At 63.1% G+C, this 25,246-nt stretch carries 24 protein-coding genes and 2 pseudogenes; 19 read left to right on the top strand and 7 right to left on the bottom strand.

Annotation, left to right across the window (positions count from 1 at the left end; genetic code table 11):
- From M727_RS38795 to M727_RS0133275, 5 genes are all read left to right on the top strand, one after another.
- Positions 1 to 1,749 (top strand): pseudouridine synthase (locus M727_RS38795; RefSeq protein WP_036264432.1); only part of this gene is annotated, 1,749 nt, incomplete at its 5' end.
- Positions 1,730 to 2,284, top strand: a complete 555-nt coding sequence (gene rsmD, locus M727_RS0133290) for a 16S rRNA (guanine(966)-N(2))-methyltransferase RsmD (RefSeq protein ID WP_027156112.1) — start codon at positions 1,730 to 1,732, stop codon at positions 2,282 to 2,284. The genes M727_RS38795 and rsmD, both read left to right, overlap by 20 nt.
- A 93-nt stretch (positions 2,285 to 2,377) precedes the next feature.
- A complete protein-coding gene (locus M727_RS0133285) occupies positions 2,378 to 3,742 on the top strand; it encodes a pitrilysin family protein (protein WP_027156111.1) in 1,365 nt (454 codons plus the stop codon).
- A 202-nt stretch (positions 3,743 to 3,944) separates the two neighbouring features.
- Complete coding sequence (locus M727_RS0133280) at positions 3,945 to 5,258, top strand: pitrilysin family protein (protein ID WP_245269154.1); 1,314 nt, start codon at positions 3,945 to 3,947, stop codon at positions 5,256 to 5,258.
- Positions 5,255 to 6,163, top strand: coding sequence for a patatin-like phospholipase family protein (locus tag M727_RS0133275; RefSeq protein WP_027156109.1), 909 nt, complete (start codon positions 5,255 to 5,257; stop codon positions 6,161 to 6,163). The genes M727_RS0133280 and M727_RS0133275 overlap by 4 nt, the downstream gene beginning before the upstream one ends.
- 170 nt (positions 6,164 to 6,333) lie before the next feature.
- Here M727_RS0133275 and M727_RS0133270 read toward each other — a convergent pair whose 3' ends face one another.
- Positions 6,334 to 7,485 (bottom strand): LuxR C-terminal-related transcriptional regulator, encoded by a 1,152-nt coding sequence (locus M727_RS0133270; RefSeq protein ID WP_027156108.1) that lies wholly within the window; start codon positions 7,483 to 7,485, stop codon positions 6,334 to 6,336.
- Positions 7,486 to 7,846: 361 nt separating this feature from the next.
- On the opposite strand from M727_RS0133270, the gene M727_RS38790 reads away from it, so the two are divergent.
- Positions 7,847 to 8,206 (top strand): hypothetical protein, encoded by a 360-nt coding sequence (locus M727_RS38790; RefSeq protein ID WP_051505854.1) that lies wholly within the window; start codon positions 7,847 to 7,849, stop codon positions 8,204 to 8,206.
- A 90-nt stretch (positions 8,207 to 8,296) separates the two neighbouring features.
- Positions 8,297 to 8,704, top strand: a complete 408-nt coding sequence (locus M727_RS0133260; protein WP_027156107.1) for a c-type cytochrome — start codon at positions 8,297 to 8,299, stop codon at positions 8,702 to 8,704.
- A 129-nt stretch (positions 8,705 to 8,833) separates the two neighbouring features.
- Here M727_RS0133260 and M727_RS0133255 read toward each other — a convergent pair whose 3' ends face one another.
- The 3 genes from M727_RS0133255 to M727_RS0133245 all read right to left on the bottom strand — a co-directional run bounded on the left by M727_RS0133255 (position 8,834) and on the right by M727_RS0133245 (position 11,366).
- A complete protein-coding gene (locus M727_RS0133255) occupies positions 8,834 to 9,982 on the bottom strand; it encodes a CapA family protein (protein WP_027156106.1) in 1,149 nt (382 codons plus the stop codon).
- Positions 9,945 to 10,115, bottom strand: coding sequence for a hypothetical protein (locus tag M727_RS42130; RefSeq protein WP_156941732.1), 171 nt, complete (start codon positions 10,113 to 10,115; stop codon positions 9,945 to 9,947). Before M727_RS42130 ends, M727_RS0133255 begins: the two co-directional genes overlap by 38 nt.
- 354 nt (positions 10,116 to 10,469) lie before the next feature.
- Positions 10,470 to 11,366, bottom strand: a complete 897-nt coding sequence (locus M727_RS0133245; RefSeq protein WP_027156105.1) for an MBL fold metallo-hydrolase — start codon at positions 11,364 to 11,366, stop codon at positions 10,470 to 10,472.
- 165 nt (positions 11,367 to 11,531) lie between these two features.
- Between M727_RS0133245 and M727_RS0133240 the strand changes: the two genes are divergently transcribed.
- The 10 genes and pseudogenes from M727_RS0133240 to M727_RS0133200 form a co-directional block, all read left to right on the top strand.
- Positions 11,532 to 12,416: a LysR family transcriptional regulator gene (locus tag M727_RS0133240; protein ID WP_027156104.1), complete on the top strand. Its 885-nt coding sequence runs from the start codon at positions 11,532 to 11,534 to the stop codon at positions 12,414 to 12,416.
- A gap of 246 nt (positions 12,417 to 12,662) precedes the next feature.
- A complete protein-coding gene (locus M727_RS0133235; RefSeq protein WP_245269152.1) occupies positions 12,663 to 14,021 on the top strand; it encodes a phosphatase PAP2 family protein in 1,359 nt (452 codons plus the stop codon).
- A 65-nt stretch (positions 14,022 to 14,086) separates the two neighbouring features.
- A pseudogene (locus tag M727_RS38785) lies at positions 14,087 to 14,345 on the top strand (YciI family protein); the annotation flags it as partial.
- A 131-nt stretch (positions 14,346 to 14,476) separates the two neighbouring features.
- Positions 14,477 to 14,722, top strand: a complete 246-nt coding sequence (locus M727_RS42720) for a twin-arginine translocation signal domain-containing protein (protein ID WP_198032756.1) — start codon at positions 14,477 to 14,479, stop codon at positions 14,720 to 14,722.
- A gap of 6 nt (positions 14,723 to 14,728) precedes the next feature.
- A complete protein-coding gene (locus tag M727_RS38780) occupies positions 14,729 to 15,748 on the top strand; it encodes an amino acid ABC transporter substrate-binding protein (protein WP_198032755.1) in 1,020 nt (339 codons plus the stop codon).
- 185 nt (positions 15,749 to 15,933) lie between these two features.
- Complete coding sequence (locus tag M727_RS0133220; protein WP_027156102.1) at positions 15,934 to 16,806, top strand: branched-chain amino acid ABC transporter permease; 873 nt, start codon at positions 15,934 to 15,936, stop codon at positions 16,804 to 16,806.
- Positions 16,807 to 16,819: 13 nt separating this feature from the next.
- Positions 16,820 to 17,806 (top strand): branched-chain amino acid ABC transporter permease, encoded by a 987-nt coding sequence (locus M727_RS0133215; RefSeq protein ID WP_027156101.1) that lies wholly within the window; start codon positions 16,820 to 16,822, stop codon positions 17,804 to 17,806.
- Positions 17,807 to 17,808: 2 nt separating this feature from the next.
- Positions 17,809 to 18,549, top strand: a complete 741-nt coding sequence (locus M727_RS0133210) for an ABC transporter ATP-binding protein (protein WP_051505852.1) — start codon at positions 17,809 to 17,811, stop codon at positions 18,547 to 18,549.
- Complete coding sequence (locus M727_RS0133205; RefSeq protein ID WP_027156099.1) at positions 18,546 to 19,259, top strand: ABC transporter ATP-binding protein; 714 nt, start codon at positions 18,546 to 18,548, stop codon at positions 19,257 to 19,259. Before M727_RS0133210 ends, M727_RS0133205 begins: the two co-directional genes overlap by 4 nt.
- Position 19,260: 1 nt before the next feature.
- A pseudogene (locus M727_RS0133200) lies at positions 19,261 to 19,494 on the top strand (LysR substrate-binding domain-containing protein); the annotation flags it as partial.
- Positions 19,495 to 19,709: 215 nt separating this feature from the next.
- On the opposite strand, the gene M727_RS0133195 reads toward M727_RS0133200, so the two are convergent.
- The 3 genes from M727_RS0133195 to M727_RS42125 form a co-directional block, all read right to left on the bottom strand.
- Positions 19,710 to 20,252: a dihydrofolate reductase family protein gene (locus M727_RS0133195; protein WP_027156097.1), complete on the bottom strand. Its 543-nt coding sequence runs from the start codon at positions 20,250 to 20,252 to the stop codon at positions 19,710 to 19,712.
- A 366-nt stretch (positions 20,253 to 20,618) separates the two neighbouring features.
- Complete coding sequence (locus M727_RS0133190) at positions 20,619 to 21,794, bottom strand: PQQ-dependent sugar dehydrogenase (protein WP_027156096.1); 1,176 nt, start codon at positions 21,792 to 21,794, stop codon at positions 20,619 to 20,621.
- A gap of 145 nt (positions 21,795 to 21,939) precedes the next feature.
- A complete protein-coding gene (locus M727_RS42125; RefSeq protein WP_156941731.1) occupies positions 21,940 to 22,266 on the bottom strand; it encodes a twin-arginine translocation signal domain-containing protein in 327 nt (108 codons plus the stop codon).
- 410 nt (positions 22,267 to 22,676) lie between these two features.
- Between M727_RS42125 and M727_RS0133185 the strand changes: the two genes are divergently transcribed.
- Entirely contained in the window at positions 22,677 to 24,197 is a 1,521-nt protein-coding gene (locus tag M727_RS0133185) for an FAD-dependent oxidoreductase (protein ID WP_027156095.1), read from the top strand.
- 216 nt (positions 24,198 to 24,413) lie between these two features.
- A partial coding sequence (locus M727_RS38775) for a ferritin-like domain-containing protein (RefSeq protein WP_036264441.1) occupies positions 24,414 to 25,246 on the top strand: 833 nt, incomplete at its 3' end.

Below are 25,246 nucleotides of genomic sequence, written 5' to 3'. Positions count from 1 at the left end.
GAGGGGCCGCGCAAGCCATACGCCCCGCGTGGCGACCGGCCGATGGCGGCTGACGGCGAGCGGCCGAAGCGCGACGTCAAGAGTGGCGAACGGCCGTTCAGCAAGGGGCCACGCCCTGAAGGCAAGCCTTATGAAAAGCGCGAGGGGCCTCGAAAACCCTATGCGCCACGCGGCGATCGGCCGGCGGCTGCCGAAGGCGAGCGCAGCGAAAGGCGCTTCGACCGTCCCAAGGGAGACTTCAGCGATCGCCCAAAACGCGACTTCGGCGATCGGCCCAAGCGCGATTTTGCCGGTGATCGGCCCCAAGGGGCATCGGGCGGCTCCAAACCGCGCCCGCGTCCCGCCGAAGCGACGGAAGAGGCTGGTGAGCGCATTGCCAAGCGGCTGGCCCGCGCCGGCCTTGCCTCGCGTCGCGATGCCGAGGAACTGATCGCGGCCGGCCGCGTCAAGGTCAATGGAAGGGTACTGTCCTCGCCGGCCTTCAATGTGATGCCTGGCGACATCATCCATCTCGACGGCATGGAGATCCCGCCGATCGAGCGCACCCGGCTGTTCCTGTTCCACAAGCCGGCCGGCGTCGTCACCACCAATCGTGATCCCGAGGGCCGCAAGACCGTCTTCGACGTGCTGCCGGCCGACCTGCCGCGGCTGATGACCATTGGCCGGCTCGACATCAATACCGAGGGCCTGCTGCTGCTCACCAATGACGGCGGGCTGGCGCGCGTGCTCGAACTTCCGGCGACCGGCTGGCTCAGGCGCTACCGCGTGCGCGTCCACGGCAAGGTCGAGGAAAGTGCGCTCGCCGGCTTGCGCGAAGGCATCGCCGTCGACGGCGTCTTCTATGGCGCCATCGAGGCGACGCTCGACCGCGAGCAAGGCACCAACGCCTGGCTGACGCTTGGCCTGCGCGAAGGCAAGAACCGCGAGGTCAGGAACATACTGGGCTCACTTGGTCTCGACGTGACGCGACTGATCCGCATTTCCTACGGACCGTTCCAGCTCGACGACCTGCCCGAGGGCCATGTGCTGGAGATCAAGGGCCGGGTGCTGCGCGACCAGCTCGGCGAACGCCTGGTCGAGGAGTCCGGCGCCAATTTCGACGCTGACATCACCAAGCCATTTTCCAACAAGCCGGTGCGGCGCGAAGCGGTGCGGGAAGAGGAGCCTGAGCGGCCGAAATTCACCCGCGATGGCGAACGCCGTCCGATCGGCGAAGGCGGATTGATCAAGAACCGCAAGCGCCGCGAAGGCAGCCGCGACGAGGCGCTGGGCAAGCTGTCGACAAGTCCCGGCAGAAGCTTCGGGCCGGAAAAGAGCTTTGGTGAGCGCGGCCCTAGATCAGAACGCAGCGGGCCCGAACGCGGCGGCTTTGGTGAGCGTGGCCCCAAATCTGAACGTAGCGGGCCGGGCGGCTTCGGCGGCAAACCGGGCGGCGGGAAAAAGTCCGAACGCGAGCAGCGCCCGATCGAGCCGCCGGGCCAGCGCAAGGCCAATGTCTGGATGGCGCCGGGTGCGCGGCCGATCGGGAAGGGCAGGGCGGACGCCGATGCCGCCAAGGCGGCCGAAGCCAAGGAACGCAAGGCTTCGTTCAAGCCGTCTTACGGCAAGCCCGCCCATGGAGGGGGAAAACCCGGAGGCGCAAAGCCGTTCGGCAAGCCGCGTGGTGCCGAGGGTGGTGCCAAAGGCGACGACCGGCCGCGCAGCGGCCCCAAGGGATCCAGGGGAGGCAATGCGGATCGTCGGCGGTGAGTTTCGCGGGCGTCCGCTGGCGACGCCCCGCTCAAGCGCCATCCGCCCGACCACCGACCGCACCCGCGAGGCCGTCTTCAACGTGCTGGCGCATCGTTTCCCCGACAGGCTGGTCGGCGCGCGGGTGCTCGACCTGTTCGCCGGCACCGGCGCGTTCGGCCTCGAGGCGCTGTCGCGCGGCGCGTCTTATGGCGTCTTCATCGAAGAATCGGCGGAAGGGCGCGGCCTGATCCGCACCAATGTCGAGGCCTTCGGCCTCACCGGGCGTACCAAGATATTCCGTCGCGACGCTACGGCGCTGGGCGAGGCGGGCACGATGGCCGCGTTCGGCCTGGTGTTCGCCGACCCGCCCTATGGCAAGGGCCTGGGCGAGCGTGCCTTGCGCTCGGCCAAGGCCGGCGGCTGGCTCGCCCCAGGCGCGCTCTGCGTCGTCGAGGAGACGGCAGCGGCGCCGTTCGAGGCAGGGCCGGGCTTTTCGGTTGTCGACGAGCGCAGCTATGGCGAGACGGTTATCCGCTTTATCGAGGTTGGATGAAGGGAGCGCAGCGCCTTCAAAATGACGAACAAATCAATTTGCCTATGGCAATACCCCGCCTATCGTCCCACCCCATGACAACCGGAGTCATTGATGACATCTCAGGCTGACTGGCTGCGCGGCACGCTTTTTGCGCTGGCTCTCGTGCTGACCGGCCCGGTTCTGGCCGACAACAAGCCGGACGACGGCAAGGTGACGAATTTCCTGCTCGACAACGGCATGGAGGTCGTTGTCATCCCCGATCGCCGCGCACCGATCGTCACTCATATGGTGTGGTACAAGATCGGCAGCGCCGATGAGCCGCCGGGCAAGTCCGGCATCGCCCATTTCTTCGAGCATCTGATGTTCAAGGCGACGACCAACCATGCGGCCGGCGCGTTCGACCGCGCCGTCTCCGCCATCGGCGGTTCGAACAACGCGTTCACCTCCTATGACTACACCGCCTTTTACGAGACGGTGGTGCCGCAGGCGCTCGAGCAGATGATGGATTTCGAGGCCGATCGCATGCGCAACCTCATCCTCAACGACGACGTCATCGCCACCGAGCGCGACGTCATCCTCGAGGAACGCCGCTCGCGCATCGACAGCAATCCGCAGGCAGTGCTCGGCGAGGAGGTCGACGCCACGCTCTGGCAGAACCAGCCTTATCGCATTCCGGTGATCGGCTGGATGCAGGAGATGGAGAAGCTGAACCGCGCCGACGCCAAGGCTTTCTACGACAAATATTATACGCCCAATAATGCCGTGCTGGTGGTGGCCGGCGATGTCGAGCCGCAGGTGGTCAAGGCGCTGGCCGAAAAGACCTATGGCAAGGTCGCGCGTGGTCCAGACCTGCCGCCGCGCATCCGTCCGGTCGAACCCGAGCAGAACACCAGGCGCACGGTGACGCTGGCTGACGCGCGTGTCAGCGTGCCGAACTTTTCGACGCAATGGGTGGTTCCCTCCTATCACACTGCGAAGCCGGGTGAAGCGGAAGCGCTGGACCTGCTGGCGGAGATCCTCGGCGGCGGCAGCCGCAGCCGGCTGTACCAGCAGCTTGTCGTCAAGCAAGGCATTGCCGCCGAGGCCGGCGCCTTTTTCCAGGGCACCATGCTCGATGCCACCAACTTCACCGTCTATGGCGCGCCGCGCGGCGACGCCAAGCTGGCCGATGTCCAGGCGGCGGTCGAGGCCGAGGTCGCCCGCATCGCCAGCGAGGGCGTCACATCGGGCGAGTTGGAGAAGGCCAAGGATCGTTTCGTCCGCTCGATGATCTTCGCCCGCGACAAGCAGGATTCGATGGCCAACATCTACGGCGCGACGCTCGCCACCGGCGGCAACGTCAGGGATGTCGAGGAATGGCCGGGCCGCATCCGCAAGGTCACCGCCGATGAAGTCAGGCAGGTTGCTGCGCGCTATCTCAATCTCAACCATTCGACATCAGGCTATCTCTTGCCGCAGACACAGGCAGGGAATTGAGTTGATGAGGAACCAGCATAGCCGCGACTTCCCTTCTCCCCTTGTGGGAGAAGGTGGCCTCGCGAAGCGAGGTNGGATGAGGGGTGTTCCAGCTTGGCACCGACATCGTTCCGGCCAACAGCCCTCAACCGTCTTGGCGCTGCGCGCCAATCCACCTTCTCCCACAAGGGGAGAAGGGAGAGCCGCGCGCGTCGCCACCCAATTGGTTACCCTGCTCCTCTCCCTCGTCTTCCTCGTCCTGCCGGCGCTTTCCGCTCGTGCGGCCATGAGCATCCAGGAGGTGACGTCGTCAAAGGGCATCACCGCCTGGCTGGTGGAGGACTATTCTGTGCCGCTCGTCGCCATCCGCTTCGCCTTCGACGGCGGCACGACGCAGGATCCCGCTGGAAAGGTGGGCCTTGCCAATCTGATGAGCGGCCTGTTCGACGAGGGCGCCGGTAATCTCGACAGCGAGTCCTTCCAGATCAAGCTCGACGACGTCGGCGCCGAGATGAGCTTCGAAGCGGCTCGCGACGGCATCTATGGCTCGATGCGCATGCTTGCCGAGCAGCGCGACGCGGCGTTCGACCTGTTGCGGCTGGCGGTCACAGAGCCGCGTTTCGACCAGGCGCCAATCGACCGCATTCGCGCGCAAGTGCTGTCCGGCATCATCGCCAACGAGCTTGACCCGGACACGCTCGCCCAGCGCAAATGGCTGGAGGCACTATACGGCGCCCATCCCTATGCGCGGCCCGAAGAGGGCACCAGGCAAAGCATCGCCACCATCACGCCGGACGATCTCATCGCCTTTCACAAGGCGAATTTTGCTCGTGATGGCCTGCATGTGGCGGTGGTCGGTGCCATCGATGCCGAGACGTTGAAGAAAAAGCTCGATATGGTCTTCGGCGGCCTGCCGCAACATCAGGCGCTCGCGCCCCTCGCCGACGTCGATCCGAAACTCAACCAGCAGCTCGAGGTCAATTACGACCAGCCCCAGACGTCGCTGCAACTCGCCTATCCCGGCGTCGAGCGGAGTGCGCCGGATTTCTTCGCCGCGGTTCTGATGAACGAGATCCTCGGCGGCAGCGCCTTCACCTCGCGGCTGTTCGAAGAGGTGCGTGAAAAACGCGGTCTGGCCTACAGCGTCAGTTCCGACCTGGTCGACCACCGGCACGCCAACGCCCTGGCCATCACTACGGCGACCCGCGCGGATCGGGCGGCCGAGACTTTGGCTGTCGTGCGCGAGGTGGTGAAGCGCATGGCCCATGAAGGGCCGACCGAAGCAGAACTGGCGGCGACCAAGAAATACTTGATCGGCGCCTACGCCATCAACAATCTGAACTCCTCCGCCGCCATCGCCGCGACGCTGCTCGAGCTGCAGCTCGACAATCTCGGCAGCGACTATATGCAGCGCCGCGCCGCCCTCATCGACGCGGTGACGCTGGATCAGGTCAAGGCTGCGGCGAAAAAGCTGCTTTCCGCCGAGCCGGCCATCATGGTCGTCGGGCCGAAGCACGGCGAGGCCAAGGAGGAATGAGCCCAAATGGGGGGCAGGGGAAGAGCCCGAGCTTCGGCATCGCCTTCGGCGGCGGCGGCGCGCGCGGGCTGGCGCATATCCATGTCATCGAGGTGCTGGACGAGCTGGGTATAAGGCCGGTCGCCATATCAGGCTCATCGATCGGCGCCATCATGGGCGCTGGCATGGCTTCGGGCATGGCCGGCAGCGACATTCACCACTACATGCGCTCGATCCTCGGCCGCCGCGCCGAGGTGGCGGCGCGCATGTGGCGGGCGCGGCCAGGCACCTTTGCCGAGGCGCTGCAGGGCGGGCTGGGTGTCACCCAGTTCAATGTCGAGCGCATCCTCAAGGCATTCATGCCCGACGCCATACCCGAAAGCTTCGCCGAGCTGAAAATACCGTTGAAGGTGACGGCAACGGATTTCTTCGGCCATAAGCTCGCCGTGCTGCGCGACGGCGACCTGCATTCAGCGCTTGCCGCCTCTGCGGCTATTCCCGCGGTATTCCGACCGGTGATGCGCGACGGCAGGCTGCTGATCGACGGCGGCATCTACAATCCGGTGCCGTTCGACCTGATCGAGGACGACGCCGACATCATCATCGCCGTCGACGTCGTTGGCGCGCCGGCCAAAGGCGGGCGCAAATACCCGACCTCCGTCGACCTGATGTTCGGCGCCACGCAATTGATGATGCAGTCGATCATCGCCGCCAAGCTGAGGCAATGCCAGCCGGACATACTGGTCAGGCCGGCGGTGTCGAAATACCGCGTGCTCGATTTCATGAAGATCGATGCCTTGATGGCCGAAACGGCTGATATCAAGGACGAGCTGAAGCGGGAGATCGAGAAGGCGGTGGAGACGCGCGCCAAGGTCGACACGGGCAAGCGCACCAAGCAGGTGGGGGGCGTGGCGCGGAAAGTCTGACGCTCAGTGGCCTCCATCGAAACAAGCGCAGGCGTTGAACATTTTCCGCCGGACCTGAACCGTTTGGCTGATCGCTTCCCGGTCCGGCACTGGACCCAGCCAAGCCGGAACTGATCAAGACGATCCGCGGCGTTGGATATCTGTATCCAAAGCGGTGAATGAGGTGTCGTTCAGGGACCGGACTGCCCGGCGGGCGGAACGATCTGCATGACAAGGCGCATCAGATCGGCCTGGCGGGAGACGCCGGTCTTCTGGAAGATATTGTCGAGATGCGTCTTGGCGGTCGCGCCGGCAATGTGAAGGCTGGTGGCGGTCTCGGCCAGGGTGTGCCCGGCGACAAGGCTGGCGAGCACGCGGGTTTCGGCCAGCGTAAGCCCAAAGGCTCTCGCCAGCATTCCAGCGGCGTCATGCTCGTCCGGTGCATTGCCGACGAACACCGCGGCTACCGCCGCGGGTTCCATGCCGGCGCGCAGGTCGCCGCCGGCCATCGGCAGCACGCGGGCGAGGACCGGCGGCAGGCCGGATTCGCTAAGGAGGACGGCAAGCCCTGTCTTGCCGATGCTGGCCTCATCCTGAGCCGCAAGCATGATGGCGCTGTGAAGTTCCTTGGAAGCCGACGGGATCTTCGCTTGCAGAATGCCGTGGACGTCCTGGATCGGGCCGCCGCTCCGCAGCATGTGCTTGGCCGAGCGGTTGGCGTGCAGGACGGCGCCACGTTCATTGGTGAGGACCACGGCGCATGTGAGCGCATCGAGCGCCTCGGCCATTCCTGCGCGCTCGACAGTGCCGATGTCCAGCATGTTGCTGATTATCACCGAACGGCGCACATGCGGCAGCAACAGTCTGCCAAGCTTGATTTCGCGCTCGGTGATAATGCCTTGCCGCTTATGTCGGGCAACGGCGAAGCCGGCAAGGCGGGTAGGGGTGTGGATCAGGAAGAACGACATGACGTCGACCAGGCCTTGCGGCTTCAGGCACTCCTGAAAATACCGGGAGGTCTCCAGGTAGGTTTGAGGGATATGGCGTGAGACCACATGCGGCATATCGAGCGAAGGCCATGTCGAGAGATCCTCGAGCAGCCGGGCGTGGATCTCGGGGATATATTTCGCCTGTTGCTCCAGCCAGTACGGCTCTATGCCCACGGTCCTGTAGATCAGCAGCCGGTCGTTGGCGAGGTCGTCTAGCTGCAGGACCGCAGTCTGGGCGTCGAGCGCATCCCTGATTCCGGCAAGCGCGTGCTCCCATCGCTCCGGGCCGAGTGCGCAATCGTAGATCGAGCCGATCAGCTTCGACAGCTCATGATGCGACAATGCCTTGGCCATCGACGGCCCCCTCGCATGTCGACAGCGCGTCCGATGCGGGCGGAAAGCCGCGCCCTCTCACAGGTGCTCTCGCTTCTCCAACTTTAGCGATCGCTTAAATTCCGATTATCTCCCCCAAACAGGGGATGCGCAAGCACCCGGGCGGTGAAATACTCTCGCCCCAGAAGATAAGGTCACACTTAACTGTGACAACCAGTGCGGTTCAGCGCGTTCCTGGCTCGCGGGCCTTCGCCACTGTGATTCAGCCGGGGGGACTAATCAAGAATTCTGCCTGCGTGCGCCGACTATCACCGGCGCGCGACCGCCTATTGCTGAAACCTTGAGCCGGGTTCGACCCGGACAATTCGGGATGGAGCACATTATGTACAGATACATTGCTTTTGCAGCACTTTGCATGGCGGCGATGCCCGCGCATGCCGACGAGCTTGGAGCCATGAAGGCTGAAAGCATCGATCTCGCCGGCTTCCTTGGTGTCGTCTATTATACGCCTCAGGAGGACGGCTATCGGGTGGTCACCACAATCGCGCAGGGCGAGGCTGGCTTGCCGGTGCGTTTCGTGGCGACACTGACCGAGAACCAGATAGTCGCGGTCTCGGTGCCGGGCAAGCTGGGAGAGTCGGACCAGATCATCGAGATATCGCGTGTCGGCGGCAAGCTTGTCGTCAGCCCACAACCGATAGACGGGATCGTGGTTTCTTCTCCGAAGGCCGCCGTTGACTGATGACCGCCGTCGAGTGATCCAAGGTCGAGTGATCCGGGGGCATGCGCGTTGCGGCGGTGCTGGATGAGCCTGCAACGTGGGCGACAGACGATGCCCCTATGGCTCGTCCTCCCGTCTGTCGTCGTCTTTACCGTCGCCGCCGGCTTCGGCGCGTTTTCGCAAGCCGAGCTGGCCTCAGGCAAGGTCTACGAAATTGTCGGCGGCAAGGTCGATGCGCGGACCTATAATGGCTTCCGTCGCTACCATGGCAGCTGCAATCACTGCCATGGTCCCGACGGCATGGGCTCGACCTTCGCCTCGGCGCTTGTCGACCGGCTGCCCGGCATCGAGGTCTTTCGGCGCAATGTTCGCGACGGCGTGCGCAGCGGCGCTTCGGTGATGAAGGGCTTCGCCGACGACCCCAATGTCGCTCCTTACATCGACGACATCTACGCCTATCTGCAGGCCCGCGCCGACGGTGCGCTTGGCCGGGGTCGGCCCGAGAGGCTTGAAAATTAATGCATGTCGCGCAAAAGTGTGCAGCGGTTTTGCGATAACGACATGCATAAAACAACAACCTAAAGCGCGTCGCTTGAGCCGGTCGAACGCGACGCGCTTTAGTGCCATTGCCTGCCGACCGCAGGCGCTTCACCAAAGGACAGCGAGACGGTCGTCGCCGAGCGCCATATGCGTGCCGAAAGGTGAGCACTCGCGCTCAAGCATGGCCGCGAGCCAGGCGGCATCTTCGCGCAGGGCGCGGTTTAGCCGGAACCTGGCGAGCTGGAACGGCACCAGGTCGAGCGAAACAAGCGTACCGCCCGGTACGGCGAGCCGCGGCAGGTACATCAGCGCAAGCTCACCACGAAAGCTTTCGTTGCCGGTGATTCCCTCATAGTCGGTGAGGAAGTCGCCGCATCCGTAGAGGATCAGCCGGCCGTGATGGATTTCGATCGGCTTGGGATGGTGGGAGGAGTGCCCATGCACGACATCGAAACCTGCAACATCGATGAGAGCATGGGCAAGCGCGCGTTCTTCCGCCGGGACTTGGTAGCCCCAGTTGCCGCCCCAGTGGATCGAGGCCACGGCGAGGTCGCCAGGCTGTTTTATGGCCTGCACGGATCGGGCGATCTGCTTGAGCGAACGGGCCGAGACATCCGCCAGCAAATTGACGCCTGGCTTGTAAGCTCCGGCTGCCCATGAAGCTGGAACGCCGCTCGACTCCAGCGCGAAGCCGAAGACCAGCACGCGGCCCCGGCCGGCCAGCTCGATGACGGCAGGCGCCGCCGCCTCGTCCGCGTCAAGCCCGGCCCCGGCAGAGGCGAGGCCGGCAAGCCGCAGCGTATCGAGGGTCTCGACGAGGCCAGGCTCATCCCAGTCGAGCACATGGTTGTTGGCGAGCACGCAGCAGTCTATCCGTGCCGCCGCCAGGCAGCCGATGTTTGCCGGGTTCATCTTGTAATTGATCCCCTTCGGCGCCAGGGACAGGCTGGTGGTGATGCTGGTCTCGAGATTGACGATCCGTGCATCGGGCGCTTCACGATCCAATTCGCTAAGCGCATCGCCCCAGACATACGCCTCGTCGACCTTTCTCGGGATCGGGCCATTGACGCGTTCGGCAAGCTCGACATAGGTCGTCGCCGATTTGACAAAGCGCTCGCCAAGGTGCGGATCGCCGGGACTGGCGAGGACCTGGTCGATGCCGCGCCCGAGCATCACGTCGCCGCACAGGAACAGCTTTGCGCTGCTTCGGACGGACCGTTCAGATCCTGCGGCGGCGTTGTTCGCGATCTGCGGCATCGCTCTCGAATCTCCAGCGTGCCAACACCCGGTGACCCCAAGGGGTTCCCAGCCAATTTGCGCGGATCGCATCGCGCGCCGCGACGTCAACCTGTTCGCCGACCACAGCCAGATCGTGCAGCTCGAGGCGCATCGCTCCGGCATCCGGGGAACCAAGAGCACCTAGGGGCGGATTCAGAATGTTGGTGAGGGGGCTGAGCGACCGCGAACGGCAATCACCCCAGGTTTGCGCTGCCCCTCATCGCCCTGCCGGGCACTTCTCCCAGTATAGCCGAGGCTTTCGCTCTACGATGTACCCCCACCCCTAACCCTCCCCACAAGGGGGAGGGAGACTTCTGCTGGCGCTGACCTCGGCAAATTGCCTGTCTTTCCAAAGGGAAGTGAGGGCGCGCGGCAGCGTTCCCTCCCCCTTGTGGGGAGGGTTAGGGTGGGGGTCCATCTCGCAAGAATCCCTATTGGAGCGCGGCTTCATTCCAGCTTGGCGCTCTCAGCCCCACTTCATCTCGCCGGTGGCGACCTTGGAGCCGATGTCGAGCGCAACGCCCATGCCGAGGCCGGGGAACCGGGCTTCCATGGCGGTCTTGAGCGCGGCCGCGTCCTTGGCCTTGGCCAGTTCTTCCTCGAAGGCGATGAGATAGGTTTTGGTGTGCTCGACGCCCGAAAGGTCGGTGGCGGCCTGCGGCGTCATGTGGCCGGGCACGACGATTTCAGGCTTGGCGGCAACAATCTTTTCGAGATTGGCGAGCCAGGCGGCGCGCTGTTCCTTGCTCGACGTGTCAGCGGTCCAGACATGCACGCCCGAAAAAATCATCACCCCGCCGAACACGGCATTCAGCGACGGCACCGAGAGATAGCGCCGGTTGGCAAGGCCTTCGGCATCGACGATCTCGATGGTCTCGCCATCGACGGTGAGCGTCTTGCCGTCGAAGACTTCGGGGATGACGACGTCGGCGAGCGCCTGCGGGCCATTCTCCTTGAGCTGCGGCCCCCAGACGGCGATTTTCTTGTCGACGCTGCCATTGATGGCGGCCACCGTCTCGGCAGCGGCGATCACCCGTGCCTGCGGGAACGCGTCCTTGATCGGCTTGAGGCCGAAATAATAGTCCGGGTCGGACTGGCTGACATAGATGGTGGTGAGCGTCTTGCCGGTCGCCTTGATCGCCTCGGCCACGGCGCGGCCGTCGGAATAGGTGAAACCGCCGTCGATCAGCAGCGCCTCGGAGGCGCCGGTGATCAGCACCGGGGCGCGAAAGAAGCCGTTTTCGCCAGCCGGAAAATGTTTCCAGGAAAGCCCTGCGGCTGCACGGCCAAGTCCGGCGGGAGCGAAGACGGCAGCAGCGCCGGCGGCGAGGGTGGTTTTCATGATGGCTCTCCGTGTGAACATGGATGTCTCCTGGGGCTTGAGAATGCCGAATTCGGGCGAGCGCATCTCCCGCGCAGCCTCGATCTCAGGAAGATGGCAAAGGTGGAATGCGTATTGAAGGCCAACAAAATAGACGTAATGTATGCCATTCCCTGACAATGAGGTCGCATTTGCCATGAGCCGCGCATGAACCTGAACCGGCTGGCCTATTTCGCTGCGGTGGTCGATGCCGGCTCCTTCACGCGGGCCGCCGAGCGGCTGGGCATCACCAAGGCGGTCGTCAGCCAGCAGGTGGCGCGGCTGGAGCGTGATGTCGGAACGACGCTGCTGATCCGCACAACGCGGCGCGTCCATCCGACCGAAGCCGGCCGGACATTCCATGCCCGCTGCCTGCAAGTTCTGCAGCAGGCCGAGGACGCCTTCGACGAGCTCGCGCAAGCCGCCGCCGAGCCGACCGGCACGCTGCGCATCGCGGCGCCCAACGACTACGGCACCTCGGCGGTGGTGCCGGTGGTCGCCGCCTTCAGCGCCCGCCATCCCGCCTGCCGGGTCGAGCTGACGCTGGGCGACGAGACGATCGACCTGACGTCCGATGGGATGGACGTGGCGATCCGCGTCGGCTGGCTGGCCGATTCCAGCCTGCAGGCGCGGCGGATCGGCATCTTTCGGCAATTCATGGTGTGCGGCGCCGAGTTCGCCGGGCGCTTCAAGGCCGACGACCCGCAAGACTTGGCCGGGCTGCCCTTCGTCGCCAACATGGCGCTGCGCGAACCGCTGCTATGGCAATTTTCGCGCGGCGACGACGAGCAGACCGTGCGCATGCAGGCAACGATCGCCATCGACGCGACGCCGGCAGTGCTGGCGGCCGTCCGCGCCGGTGCCGGCCTGTCGGTGCTGCCGGATTTTTTGGTGCGGGATGAGTTGGCCACGGGGCGGCTCGTCCAGGTCCTGCCCGAGTGGCGGCTGCCCTCTGGAGGCATCTACACGGTCTACCCCGCAGCACGTTTTCGGCCGCCCAAGGTGACGAGGTTTGTCGAGATGCTGGTCGCGGCTGAGCAGGAGACGGGTTGAAGCGGGGAGGGCGCGAGCGCCGTAAGCTTGGGGCGAGGCGCTGAGGGCCCGAAACGGGCGAGCTTGAAGCGCCGAGGCTGAAGCTGCCGATCTCCCCCTTGTGGGGGAGATCGCCGGGGCTCTAACTTTTATTCTTTTACCCGGCAGCGTTGTGGCCGTGTAATTTAGGCTCGGCTAAAGTAAAAGGTGGAGGCCGTGAACACGGAAACTCCGCCTTTGGGCGGGGGCAACCTATGGGAGGCTCGCATGCTTAGCGGTTTTGGCAAGGCCTGCGCAGTAATCCTTTTTTCAGGGAACTGCGCTTTCGCCCAATCGGATTTGATAGAACCAGAGGCTGGAACGTGGAAGACGTGGGTAGTCACGTCTGGCGAGGACTTCCGAGTCCCGCCGCCGCCTGACGCCTCCGCCGCAGCAGCCGAATTGGCACAGATGCGGGATCTTTTGGCGCAAAAGGATCCGGCTGCCGCCGACAAAATCACCTTCTGGGACGCCGGCTCGCCTGGGTACCGATGGATCGATCTGGTCAACAATCGCCTTCTCGAAAACCAGCAGATTCCAAATGCGCACCGCGTCTACTCCTATTTGACGATGGCGATGTACGACGCCACCATTGTCGCCTGGGACGCGAAGTACTTCTACAATCGGCCGCGCCCGAGCGAGGCGGATGCGACACTGGCGACTGCGCTGCCGCCGCCGCGGAGTCCCTCCTATCCATCCGAGCATGCCGCAGCCGCCGGAGCTGCCGCGACCGTTCTTTCTTATTTCTTTCCCGAAGAGACATCGTCGTTCAAGGCAATGGCCGAAGAAGCGGCACAGTCGCGTGTCCTTGCCGGTGTCCAGTTCCCAAGCGATTCTTCCGCCGGCCTGGAGTTGGGGCGCAGGGTCGCAGAGCAGGTGATTGCGCGGGCAAAGGCCGATGGCTCCGATGCAGCGTGGAGCGGCACTATTCCGACCGGGCCGTGCATATGGGTCGGGAACAAACCCGCCAATGTAAACATGCCAAACTGGAAGCCGATCGTGCTGGCTGCACCCGATGAGTTCAGGCCGCCGGCGCCGCCCGACTGCCAGTCCCCGGCCGTAAAGGCCGAGATGGATGCAATCCGACAGTTTGAACGAAAATTCCCTAACAGCTACAAAGCGTTCTACTGGCAAAGCCCATCCGGCCTGTTCACCGACTGGTATGACTATGCCAGCAAGTGGATGTTCGAGGACAAGACGGATACGAACCCGCCGCGTGCCGCGCGGGCTTACGCGATGCTCGCAACGGTCTATTACGACGCCTACATTGCAAGCAACGACGGGAAGTACGCCTATTGGTATCTGCGGCCCAACATGCTTGACACGAGCATCACTCCCCTGTTGGCGGTGCCGGCCCATCCCAGTTATCCGTCGAACCACTCCACGCTCTCGACTGCCCGATGCGAGGTCCTGGCGTACCTGTTTCCCGGCCATGCGGAGTTCATCCGCGCGGTTGGCAAAGAGGCGGGTGATTCCCGCGTCTGGGCAGGCATCCACTATGAAATGGACAACCGGGCCGGCGCCGCGCTCGGTAAAGCGGTCGCGGAGAAATTTATCGAGCGGGCAAAAACAGATGGGGCGGACTAGCGGAAGGAAAGAGGCCCTCTTTTGATGCCATGGGTGCTATTCGCAAATGGTCGAGACGGCAGTTGGCCGAAACCCGCGAGTTGGTCGCCGGCTTCTGGCTCTGGGAATTTAAGGACCTGGACGAGGCGGTCGCCTGGGTGAAGCGCCGCCCCAATCCCATGCCGGGACCGAGCAAGATCGAAATTCGGCCGCTGTACGGATGGCCGATTTGCAATCACTCTGACGCCGGAGGTCACGGAAATCCATGACCGGACGCGCGAAAAGCTCAGCCGCATTGGAAAGGGAGGACCGAACATGGCTTCTGTCGCGCGGGTCGCCACATAGACGACCAGCACGAAGTGCTGTGGTGCGCTGCAAGTATGGATTTTCAGAGAGCTGCAGCGAGCGTTTCCAGTAGATTTGTGCGGTGTGCGGACATATCCTGCAACTTTAGGAACGAATGCGGGAGGACCGTCATGCCAAAGAAGGACGTAAGCTTTTCTCGACGCACATTTCTCGGCGGCAGCGCCCTGGCGCTTGCCAGCGGCACGATTTCGATGCCGTTCGTGCGGACCGCGCGCGCCCAGGCGGCGACTTTCAAGGCCGGCGTCATCACGTCTCTGTCGGGCGAGAATATTTCGGGCGGCAATTTGACCAAGAACGGTTACGATCTCTGGGCCGAAGCGGCCAACGAGAAGGGCGGCGTCGAGGTCGGCGGCTAGCGTTTCATGGTCGAGATGTTCTATGGCGACGACCAGAGCAATCCGGCCACCGGCGCCGACGCCGCCGAACGGCTGATCGTGCAGAACGAGGTCGATTTCCTGCTCGGCCCCTACACCAGTGGCTCGACAATCGCCGTTCAGCCGATCTGCCAGAAATACCAGGTGCCAATGATTTCGGGCTCGGCCGAGTCGCCCAATGTCTGGTTGGCCAAGCCCGAATTCAATTTCGGCATCATCCCTTCCGTCGACACGACATCCGGCCAGTCGCTGGGCGTGCTGGTGGCCCTGTCAAACCCGAAGGCGAAGACGATCGCGGTGATCGGCGTCAACGAACCCTTTTCGAAGGAAACCGGCGAAGGCTTCCAGCGCGGCGCCAAGGAAGCGGGGCTCGAAGTCGTCGCCTACGAGCTCGTTCCGGCTTCCGGCGATCTCACCCCCGTAATGTCCAAAATCGCCGCCCTCAACCCTGACATCGTCGCGGTGGGCGGACATGAAGAGCCGCTGATAAACGTGATCAAGACGTCGAAATCGCTAAATTATCGGCCGAAGGCCTTGATCATGCATTACGGCGTGACCAATCCGGCCTTCGCCGAAGCGCTCGGCGCCGATGCGAACGGCACCTCCGGCGTCGCCGTATGGCTGCCTACGGTGCCCTACAAGGACGACCTGTTCGGCACCGCACAGGACTATGTCGCGCGGGCCCAGGCAAAGTTCGGCCATGAGCCCGACTATACGGAAGCCGCCTGCTCGGCCAGCGGCCTCGTCTTCGCCGACGCCGCCAAGCGACTCGGCAAGAAGCCTTCGCTCACCCCCGAGGACCGCGTCGCCCTCAAGGACGCCATCGCCGACACCGACATCACCACTTTCTACGGACCGATCAAGTTCGAGAAGGAAGGCGACCACTATCACGACAACATCCAGCCGGTGCCGGTCATGATCCAGATCCAGGATGGAAAGACCGTCGCTGTCGGCCCGAAGGAAGCGGCCGCCGCCGAGTTCATCTACCCGTTGCCGGCCTGGAAATAATCGTGATTTGAGGGGCGGAGGCGCTATTCGCCGTCGCCCCCTCACATGCTAAGCCGGCGGGCAGCATGACGACGGCCGGCTCTTCCAAAGGCCAGGATGTAGGTTGGGCTTTGTACTGCGGGCGTCATTTACACTCGCGCAAGAAGCATGTTGCGGACTTTTTGGACTGACGGACAGGTTTGCCATTGGATCTTTTTCTTCAAACCCTGCTCAACGGCCTGCTGATAGGCGGTGTCATCGCCACGTTTTCGATCGCCTTCCAACTGACCTTCGGCGTGCTGCATGTCATCGACTTCGCGGTCGGGGCATGGGTCGTTCTCGGCGGCTACTTCGCCTATTACATGGCGGCTTTCCTCGGCATTGACGGGTTCCTCGCCATGCCGATGGCCTTCGTCCTGTTCGGCGCGATCGGCTATCTCATGGGGCCGATGATCTACAATGTTCGAAACAGCCGCACGGCGCGACCCGAACTGATGGCGCTTGCGCTGACCTTCGGCATCTTCACCTTGCTGCGCGGCGGAATGCTGACCGTCTGGGGTTTCAATACGCATAGCGTGCCGACGGCGCTCAGCGGCCACAGCATCATGATCGGCCCGGTCACGGTGCCCCTGATCCGGGTGGCGGCGGCGGCGTTCGCGCTGCTCATCGCCGGCGGGCTGTTTTTCTTTCTCTTTCGCACGCGTTACGGGCTGGCGATCCGGGCGACGGCTGAAAATCGCCAGAATGCCGCCTTGATGGGGGTCAACATCCGGCGTCTCAGCGCCAATGTTTACGGGCTCTACGCGGGGATCACGGCGATGTCGGGCGTTCTGATGGGAGCCATCTATTCGGTCAATCCGGAGATCGGCCTGCGCTATACGCTGTTCGCCTTCTTCGTCGCCGTGCTGGCCGGGCTGGGCTCGCTGGGCGGCGCTCTTGTGGCGGCCCTGCTTCTGGGCGTCATCGAAGCCTTTGTCGCGACTTATGGCGGAGCCAGCTACTCGCATCTCGCGATCTTCGCAACGCTCTTCCTTGTCCTGTTGATTTCCCCGCGCGGCATCCTGCGGCGCGGACTGTGAGATGGCCCAGACCATGAAAAATCGTTGGGCCGGCCTGCTTCTCCTCGTCGTCATCCTCGTCGTGCTGGCGTTGCTGCCGGTGCTGGTCAACAATTACTGGCTGCGCATCGCCACCGGCGCGCTGATGTGGGCGGGGCTCGCCTGTTCCTGGAACATGCTAGGCGGCTATGCCGGCTACATCAATTTCGGCCATTCGGCCTTCTTCGGCATCGGCGCCTACGCCACCGCCATCCTGATGGGCGCGGATTTCGCTGTGCCGTTCCTCGCCACCATTCCCATCGGCATGATCGTCACAGCCCTGTTTGCGGTCGTCATCGGCGCGCCGACATTGCGGCTGCGCGGCGCTTATTTCGCCATCGCCACCTGGGCCTTCGCCGAAGTGCTCATGCAGTTCGCCACCGTCGTCGATTTCACTGGCGGAACCGGCGGTATCGGCCTGCCTCCCTTCCTCAACGAGCGCTTCTTCTACTTCGCCATGCTCGCGGCCGCCGTCCTGACCTATTTCCTCACCTGGTCGCTGTTCGAGCGCTCCCGCTTCGGCTTGAAGGTCAAGGCCTTACGGGATCACGAACCGGCGGCCGAAGCCATGGGCATCAACACCTCGCTGGTCAAGTTGCAGACCTTCATGCTCAGCGCCGTCGTCGCCTCCGTGTTCGGCAGTATTTTCGCCTACTGGGTGACCTTCATCAATCCAAAGAGCGTGTTCGGCGGCGACATCACCGACCAGATGGTCGTCATGGTCCTGCTCGGCGGGCTCGGCAGCCTGTGGGGGCCGGCCATCGGCGGCGTCGCGCTGTTCTTCGTCAACCGGCTTATTTGGATGTACTATGGCGATACCGCCTTTTATATCGCCATTCTCGGCGCCGCCATCATCCTGGTGGTGCTGTTCCTGCCCAACGGCATCGCCGGCCTGTTTGCGCGGCGAAGCGGGAAATCAGGCAGCGTGCTCGACACGGTGCTCGGACGCCTGCTCGGCTCCCGCCAGGGAGGACGCTCGTGAGCATGACGGCGCAAGCGCCCGCGCCAGGCGACCAGCCCATCCTCTTCGTTCGCGACGTGCACAAGCATTTCGGCGGCATCCAGGCAGCCGCCGGCGTCGACCTGGAGGTCGGACGCGGCGAGATCGCCGGCCTCATCGGCCCCAACGGCTCGGGCAAATCGACCCTGTTCAACCTCGTGGCGGGCATGGAGACGCCCGATCGCGGGCAGATCCTGTTCGACGGCCATGAGATCGGCGGCAAAAAGGCCTATACGATAGCCCGCCTCGGCCTCGCGCGCACCTTTCAGATCCCGGCGTTGTTCGAGAACATGACAGTCAGGGGGAACCTTCTGGCCGCGGCTGCCGAGGGTCATTGGCATGGCGCGTACCAGCGGGCGGACGAGACGCTGGCGCTGCTGCATCTCGAACCGGTCGCCAACAACCGCGCGTCCGACTTGTCCGGCGGCCAGCAGAAACTGCTCGAATTCGGCCGCGTGATCATGCGCCAGGCGTCCCTCATCCTGCTCGACGAGGTGACGGCCGGCGTCCACCCCAACATCCGCAAGATCATCCTGGAAGCGATCGCCAGGCTGCGCGAGCAGGGAACCAGCTTCTTCGTCATCGAGCATGACATGGAAATGGTGCGCAATGTCTGCGACCGCATCATCGTCATGGATTCAGGGCGGGTGGTGACCAGCGGCGCGTTCGAGGACATCGTGCAAAATTCCGAAGTCATGCAGACCTATCTAGGGCGTCCGCAATGAGCACGTTGGTCGCAGACAGCGTCGTTGCGGGCTACGGCAAGCAGGAGATCGTCCATGGCGTCTCCCTTGTCGCGGAAGCCGGCAAGATCACCTGCATCTTCGGCCCCAATGGCTGCGGCAAGTCGACCTTGCTGAAAGCGATCGCCGGCGCGCTGCCGGTATGGGGCGGCACAATCGGGCTTGGCGGCGAAACGATCGGCAATTTGCCGGTCCATGAAGTCGTGCGCCAGGGCCTGGTGCTGATGCCGCAGGGCGGCGGCGTGTTTCCACGGCTGACGGTGATGGAAAATCTGCGCATGGGCGGCTACGCCATTGCCGACCGGAAGCTGGTGGACAGGCGCATCGAGGCTCTGGTCGACCAATATCCATCGCTGGCGCGGCGGCGCAAGACCACGGCTGGAGCCCTTTCGGGCGGCGAACAGGCGATGCTGGCGCTGGCGCGCGCGCTGGTGTCGGAACCGCGTTTCATCCTGCTCGACGAACCGTCGGCCGGCCTTTCGCCGGCCATGGTGAGCGAGACGCTGGAGCGCATCAAGGTGCTGACCGCGCGCGGCATCGGCATTCTCATGGTCGAGCAGAACATTCGCGAGGCCATGCCGATCGCCGACCGGCTCTATATCCTGGCCGCCGGAGAAAAGCGCTTCGAAGGCACGCCCGGAGATGTCCGCAACGACCGACAGATCATGGACATCTATATGGGCGGCGCCTGATGCGGCCGTCCGCGCCGGCGCCGGCCTGTCGGTGCTGCCGGATTTCCTGGTGAGGGACGAACTCGCCGCGGGGCGGCTCGTCCAGATCCTGCCCGAGTGGCGGCTGCCCTCCGGAGGTATCTATACGGTCTACCCCGCCGCGCGCTTCCGCCCGCCCAAGGTGACAAGATTTGTTGAGATGCTGATTGCGGCTGAGCAGAAGGTAGAGTCAGGCGGGCAGGGGCGCCGAGGCTGAAGCTGCCGATCTCCCCCCTTGTGGGGGAGATGGCCGGCAGGCCAGAGGGGGGCGCTGTCCCGCCAACCTATCAGTCGATTGCATAGCGTAACCGCGCAAGTTCCCAGCCCACCACAGTTTGAAACGAAGGCCGGCGTTCTTTCGCGCCCCCCTCTGCCCTGCCGGGCATCTCCCCCACGAGGGGTGAGATTGGCTGTCATCGGCGCTCGCCCTTATCACGACGTCCCCACAACCGGCGCATACTCGAGCGCCACAACGCCGTTGCTGAATGGCGTGGCCGAGATCAGCTCGAGCGGCACTTGCTCGCCGGACGGGAACAGCGGCTTGCCCTGGCCGACGGCGCCGGGGTAGCTGAGCAGCCTGACACGGTCGACCAGGTTATGGCGCAGCAATTCCTGCGCCACGCTGAGACTGCCATGCACATAGATGTTGCCGCCGCTGCCTTGCTTCAGTTCCCTGACCGCTTCCGGCAAGGCGCTCTTCAGCAGCTCGGCCGGTTTCCAGTCGAGCGCCTTCAGGCTCGTTGACGCGACATATTTCGGCAGCGCGTTGAACCGGTCGGCGAAGTCTCCGGTTTCGTCGGGCCACGAGCCGGCAAAAATCTCATAGGTCGTGCGCCCCAACAGCATGGCGCCGCTGTCGGCAAGCTCGTCTTCCTTGAACCTTTGCATTTCATCGTTCCAGGTCACGCCGGGCAGCTTCTCGACCTCGGCGATGCCATCGACGCTGATGAATTCGGTGACGATGAGTTTTCGCATGGCGCTCTCCTTCTGTCAGAGGACGGACCGCGCTGGCCTTTTGCGACAGCTTGGTGAAAAATAGCGCGGCGCTTTGTTGGTCTTTTTGGTCGATGTCAGACACAAGCGTCGATCTCAGTCGACCTGGTGCCGGCGCCAATTCCAACCGGCAGGAGAAACGCGGGCGGTCGGTGCTTGTTTGTCCGCGATGGCCGCTTTTGACCCAATCCAGTCCTACATTGCGACATGCTCGAAGGTCTGATTGAGTGTGGCAAGCGGCCCTTAGATGGGCACGGAATCGCTCGCAATGTCTCGATTGAGGTAAAGTCAGCCCAGCGCGAACGATGCGCCTATGAGGCAGTCAAACCCGTTCTGGTCAGGCAATGTTCATCCGCCGGCCTGATGCGTGATTTTGTAGATCACGCCGTTTGTATCCTCCGAAACGAGCAGCGAGCCGTCCTGCGCGATCGCCAGCCCGGCGAGGCGTCCAAACTCGGACTTGCCGTCCTCGCTCAAGAATCCGGTCAAGAAATCTTCCTTTCCGTTCGGCTCGCCGTTCTCGAAGGTTACCCGCACGACCTTGTAGCCGGCCGGATCAGCCCGGTTTGCCGAACCCCGCAAAGTGACGAAAGCATCGTCCCGGTAGTCTGCTGGGAACTGGTCAGCATCGTAGAATCGGATGTTGATCACGGAGGCATGGGCCTCCAATGTCAGTGCGGGGCCGACGGTCTTGGTCCGGCAGAATTCGTCCTTCGGCGCGCTCTCCGGCATGGTGAAGCTGACCCAGTCGGGCTGACGGTCGCCATAGCAGAACGGCCAGCCGTAATGCGCGCCCTGCTCGATTTTGTTCAACTCCTCACCCGGCAAGTCATCGCCAAGATGATCGACGCCATGGTCGACGCCCCACATAACGTCGGTCTCGGGATGCCAATCGAATCCAAGCATGTTCCTGAGCCCATGCGCGAATACCGTGCGCGTCTTGTCCTTGATATCGAGCCGGAGGTTGGCCGCCTTCTCTTCGGTGCTCTCGAAGCAGGCATCGCAGGAACTGCCCACGTTGATGTGCAGCCCGCCGTCGGGCGCGAAGCCCAAAGTTCGGCGCCCATGCTGGCCGCCGTCGGGCAGGTCGTCGATGATCGTCGCCAATTCGCCGATCGTTCCGTCTTCCTTCAGGTCAGCCGCTATCACGTCGTGTATGGTTGCAAGAAAGATGCGGCCTTCGCGGATCGCGATACCATGGATACCGTCGAGATTGGCTACCAGAACCCGCGGCTCAGAAGCGCCCTCTGACAACGCGATGACGTCCTTCTCGTTCGGCCGTGTGACGTAGACCGTGCCGTCTTCTGCGACTGCCATCATGCGGGCATTACCGAGGTCGCGGGCGAAGACGCTCACTTCAAAACCCTCCGGCACCTTCAGCCGCCTCACGATATCCTCGCTGAAGGGCTGATGCGCAGGCCTGAAGACGTTTGTATCGACCTTATGGAGCACGCCTTCCTGCTGCGCCGACGCTGACGCGGGAACAAGCGCGATGCTCAAGAGCAGAACGGCTTTTGAGACCATATCCGAATCTCCTATCCAGGGCTCTGACTGCGGACGGGTCGAATGCCTACTGCTGCGATATCCTCGTCGGTCACACCGACGCGATCCCTGCAGACCATGACCCGCAGCGCAGCACACAATGAAAGTCTCCGCTCGGCTTGATCGATCAGGCCGGCAGCGGTTCGTAGAAACGGCACCAGCCGTTCGGGCTGATTTCACCAGCGACAATCCCGCATGCGTTCGGCTCAAGGAAATGCTTGCAACCGCCGCAGCGGCGCCCCTTGTTTGGAGAATTCTGATAAAGCGCCACAGGCTTTGGTGTAGTTCCCGCGCCTCGCGCCGTAGGCTGGCCCGTCATGCAGGAAGCAAGTCCACCCGCCCCGGCCAGCGCCGCGCCGGTCATCGAGACCTTCAGAAATTTTCGGCGAGACAGCGCTTGGCTTGGCTCACCTTGTGCCGACCCGCAATTTGCCTCACCACGATCGTCTTTCATGACACGTCCCTCCCAAGCCACTCGGCGGTCATATCAGGGTTTGCGGAAACAGAATTCCACGCGAAAAAGGAACGCAGCCGAATATATTCAAACCTTCTAAATCAACAAAGGTTCCGGCCCACCCCCACTGATTGTAGGGCATCTCGAAGCGCTCGCCGCTCACACGTCACTCACCGATTGGATTGAACTGCTTGTAAGAGGCAAGCCCGCATTCCGGCCATTTGACCGACGACGGCAATGGTCGGCGGATGCTTACTCTCTACGAGCTCGCCATGGAACTAAGCTGGCCCGGAGTCCGAGCTTCCCACCTGCGCGGTTCCGTGGAGCCTTGGCATTTTGTCAGCGTCCAATGGCAACGGGAACTTTAGAGCCACCACGTTCATTTAGCGATCGCTGTGGAGAACTCGGGTATGAACGTCAGCGACGAAAGGACTGTATCGCTCTGGGCGGCGACCGAAGTCGCGCCCGATGCGGTGCCGCTCGGACAAAGCGAACAGGTCGATGTCGTGGTCGTGGGGTCTGGGATTGCCGGACTGTCGGTCGCCTACGAACTGGCAGTCGCGGGCCAGAAGGTGGCTGTTCTCGATCGCGGCCAGATCGGAAGCGGCATGACGGCTCGCACCACTGCGCACCTGTCATCTGTCTGCGACGACTATTTTTCGGAGCTGACCAAATTGCGCGGCGAGGACTTGGCGCGGGTTTTTTACCAAAGCCAATCGGCCGCTATCGACCGTATCCAATCCATCCAGGAGACGGAGCGTATCGCGTTCGATTTCCGGCGCCTCGACGGCTTTCTCTTCCCGGCTTCCGGTAGCCAGGAATTCGATATCACGCGCGAGCTGGACGCCGCTCTGAAAATCGGTGTCGAGGTCGAGAAGACCAAGGGCGTGCCGTTTGCAGGCTTTTCGGATGCGCAGGCCCTTCGATATGCCAATCAGGCGACCTTCCACCCGCTCAAATATCTCCGCGGGCTGGTCGCGGGCATCCGCGCGCGCGGCGGCGTGCTTTATGCTGATACCATCGTCGAAAAGGTCGAGGAGACTGATGGCGGCGTGCGTGTAACCACGGTTTCGGGCTTTACCTTGTCTGCCAGATCGGCCGTTGTCGCCACCAACTCGCCGATCAACGATCGGGTCGCGCTTCACACCAAGCAAGCGCCCTATCGAACCTACGCGATGTCGTTCGAGATCGCGCGCGATACCATACCGGATGCACTGTATTGGGATACTGAAGACCCTTATCACTACGTTCGGCTTCAGCCTGGCGAAGGTCGGACCGACTTCCTGATCGTCGGAGGTGAAGACCACAAGACAGGGCAGGCCGATGATGCCGGTGACCGTTTCGCGGCCCTGGCGGCCTGGACCAAAAGGCTGGTGCCCGATGTCGGCGTGGAAACCAACCGGTGGTCCGGGCAGGTGATGGAGACCGTCGATTATGCGGGGTTCATCGGCCGCAATCCTGGCAACAGCCGCGTCTTTGTAGCGACCGGGGATTCCGGCCAGGGCATTACCCATGGCGTCGTGGCTGGCCTGTTGATTTCCGACCTGATTCTGAAGGAGGAAACTCCCTGGCGCGAACTCTATGAGCCGTCTCGCAAGACGGCAGGCGCGGTCGGCGATTACCTGTGGGAGAATGCGACAGCGATCAAGAGTTTTGCCGAATATATCGCGCCCGGCGAAATCGATTCCGTCGACAAGCTGCGACCGGGAGAAGGTGCCATCGTTCGCGAAGGGCTCACCAAAATCGCCGCATTTCGCGATGACGACGGCACGCTCTACAAGCGCTCGGCCGCATGCACACATATCGGCTGCCATGTCCACTGGAACTCCCTCGAGCGCTGCTGGGACTGCCCCTGCCACGGCTCGCATTTTGCAATCGATGGCACGGCTTTGAACGGACCGGCCGTGGCGCCCCTGGCAGAGGTGGAATAGCCTTCGAGGTCAACACTACCGGCTTCTGTCGCGTGTCCAAATGTTTCGTGAGTCCTGGACAAAGTGTAACCTTGTTATCCCTTCCATCCTGAGCACGAATTTCTATGAGAGTCCGACCTTCTTCGGCCAGGAACATTTCCCCTGTAGCGGAGTTGAAGCAGTTGGCCCGCGATCAGGCGCCAACAGGTGATGCCGGCGGGCTTTTGGGAGGAAACCATGATCCCCGCCACACGCCACCTTTATCTCTCTCGCAGACGCGCGTTGCAGTTCGGCTTGGGAGCCACCCTTGCCACCACGACGGGTCTAGCGCCAGTTTCGCGCGCCTACGCCCAGGACGAAGTGCAGGACGAAGACATTTTCCGCTTTGCCCTCAACCTCGAATATATGGAGGCCGAATACTACCTCCGCGGCACCACCGGAAAAGGCATCGACGCAGCCGATGCCGGTTCGAAACCCGGCGACGTCGTTGGCGGCAAGCAAGTCTCCTTCGAGACGCCCGCCATCGGCGAATTCATGCAGGAAGTCGCGGAAAACGAACTCGCGCACGTCCGCTTCTACCGCAAGACGCTTGGAACAGACGCTGTTGACCGGCCGGCCATCGATTTCGATGCGGGGTTCAAAGCCGTCGCGGAAGCAGCGGGCCTCGGGCCGGACTTCGACCCCTTCGGCAACGAAACGAACTTCGTTCTCGGCGGGATGTTGTTCGAGGATGTCGGCGTCACCGCATATGCCGGGGCGGCGACGGTTCTGAAAAACAAGGACTTCCTCGCCGCCGCCGCAGGCATCTTGGCGGTCGAGGCCTACCACATGGGAATGGCGCGATCGACGCTATACCGGAAGNGAGAGGAAGCCTGGAAGGTCGCCAACGCCGTNTCCGANGCCCGCGACAAGATCGACGGATCGGAAGACAAGGACCAGGGAATCCAGGTGGATGGAAAAGCCAACATCGTTCCTTCGACGCCCGATGCGATCGCCTTCACCAGAACGCCACAGGAGGTGCTCCGGATCGTCTATCTCACCGACAAGGACGGAGTGAGCAAGGGCGGCTT

It is taken from the genome of Mesorhizobium sp. WSM2561 (assembly GCF_000513915.1).
Lineage (GTDB): Bacteria > Pseudomonadota > Alphaproteobacteria > Rhizobiales > Rhizobiaceae > Mesorhizobium > Mesorhizobium muleiense.
Note: the sequence above shows the minus strand (reverse complement) of the source record. Positions and strands in the feature narration are given on the sequence as shown.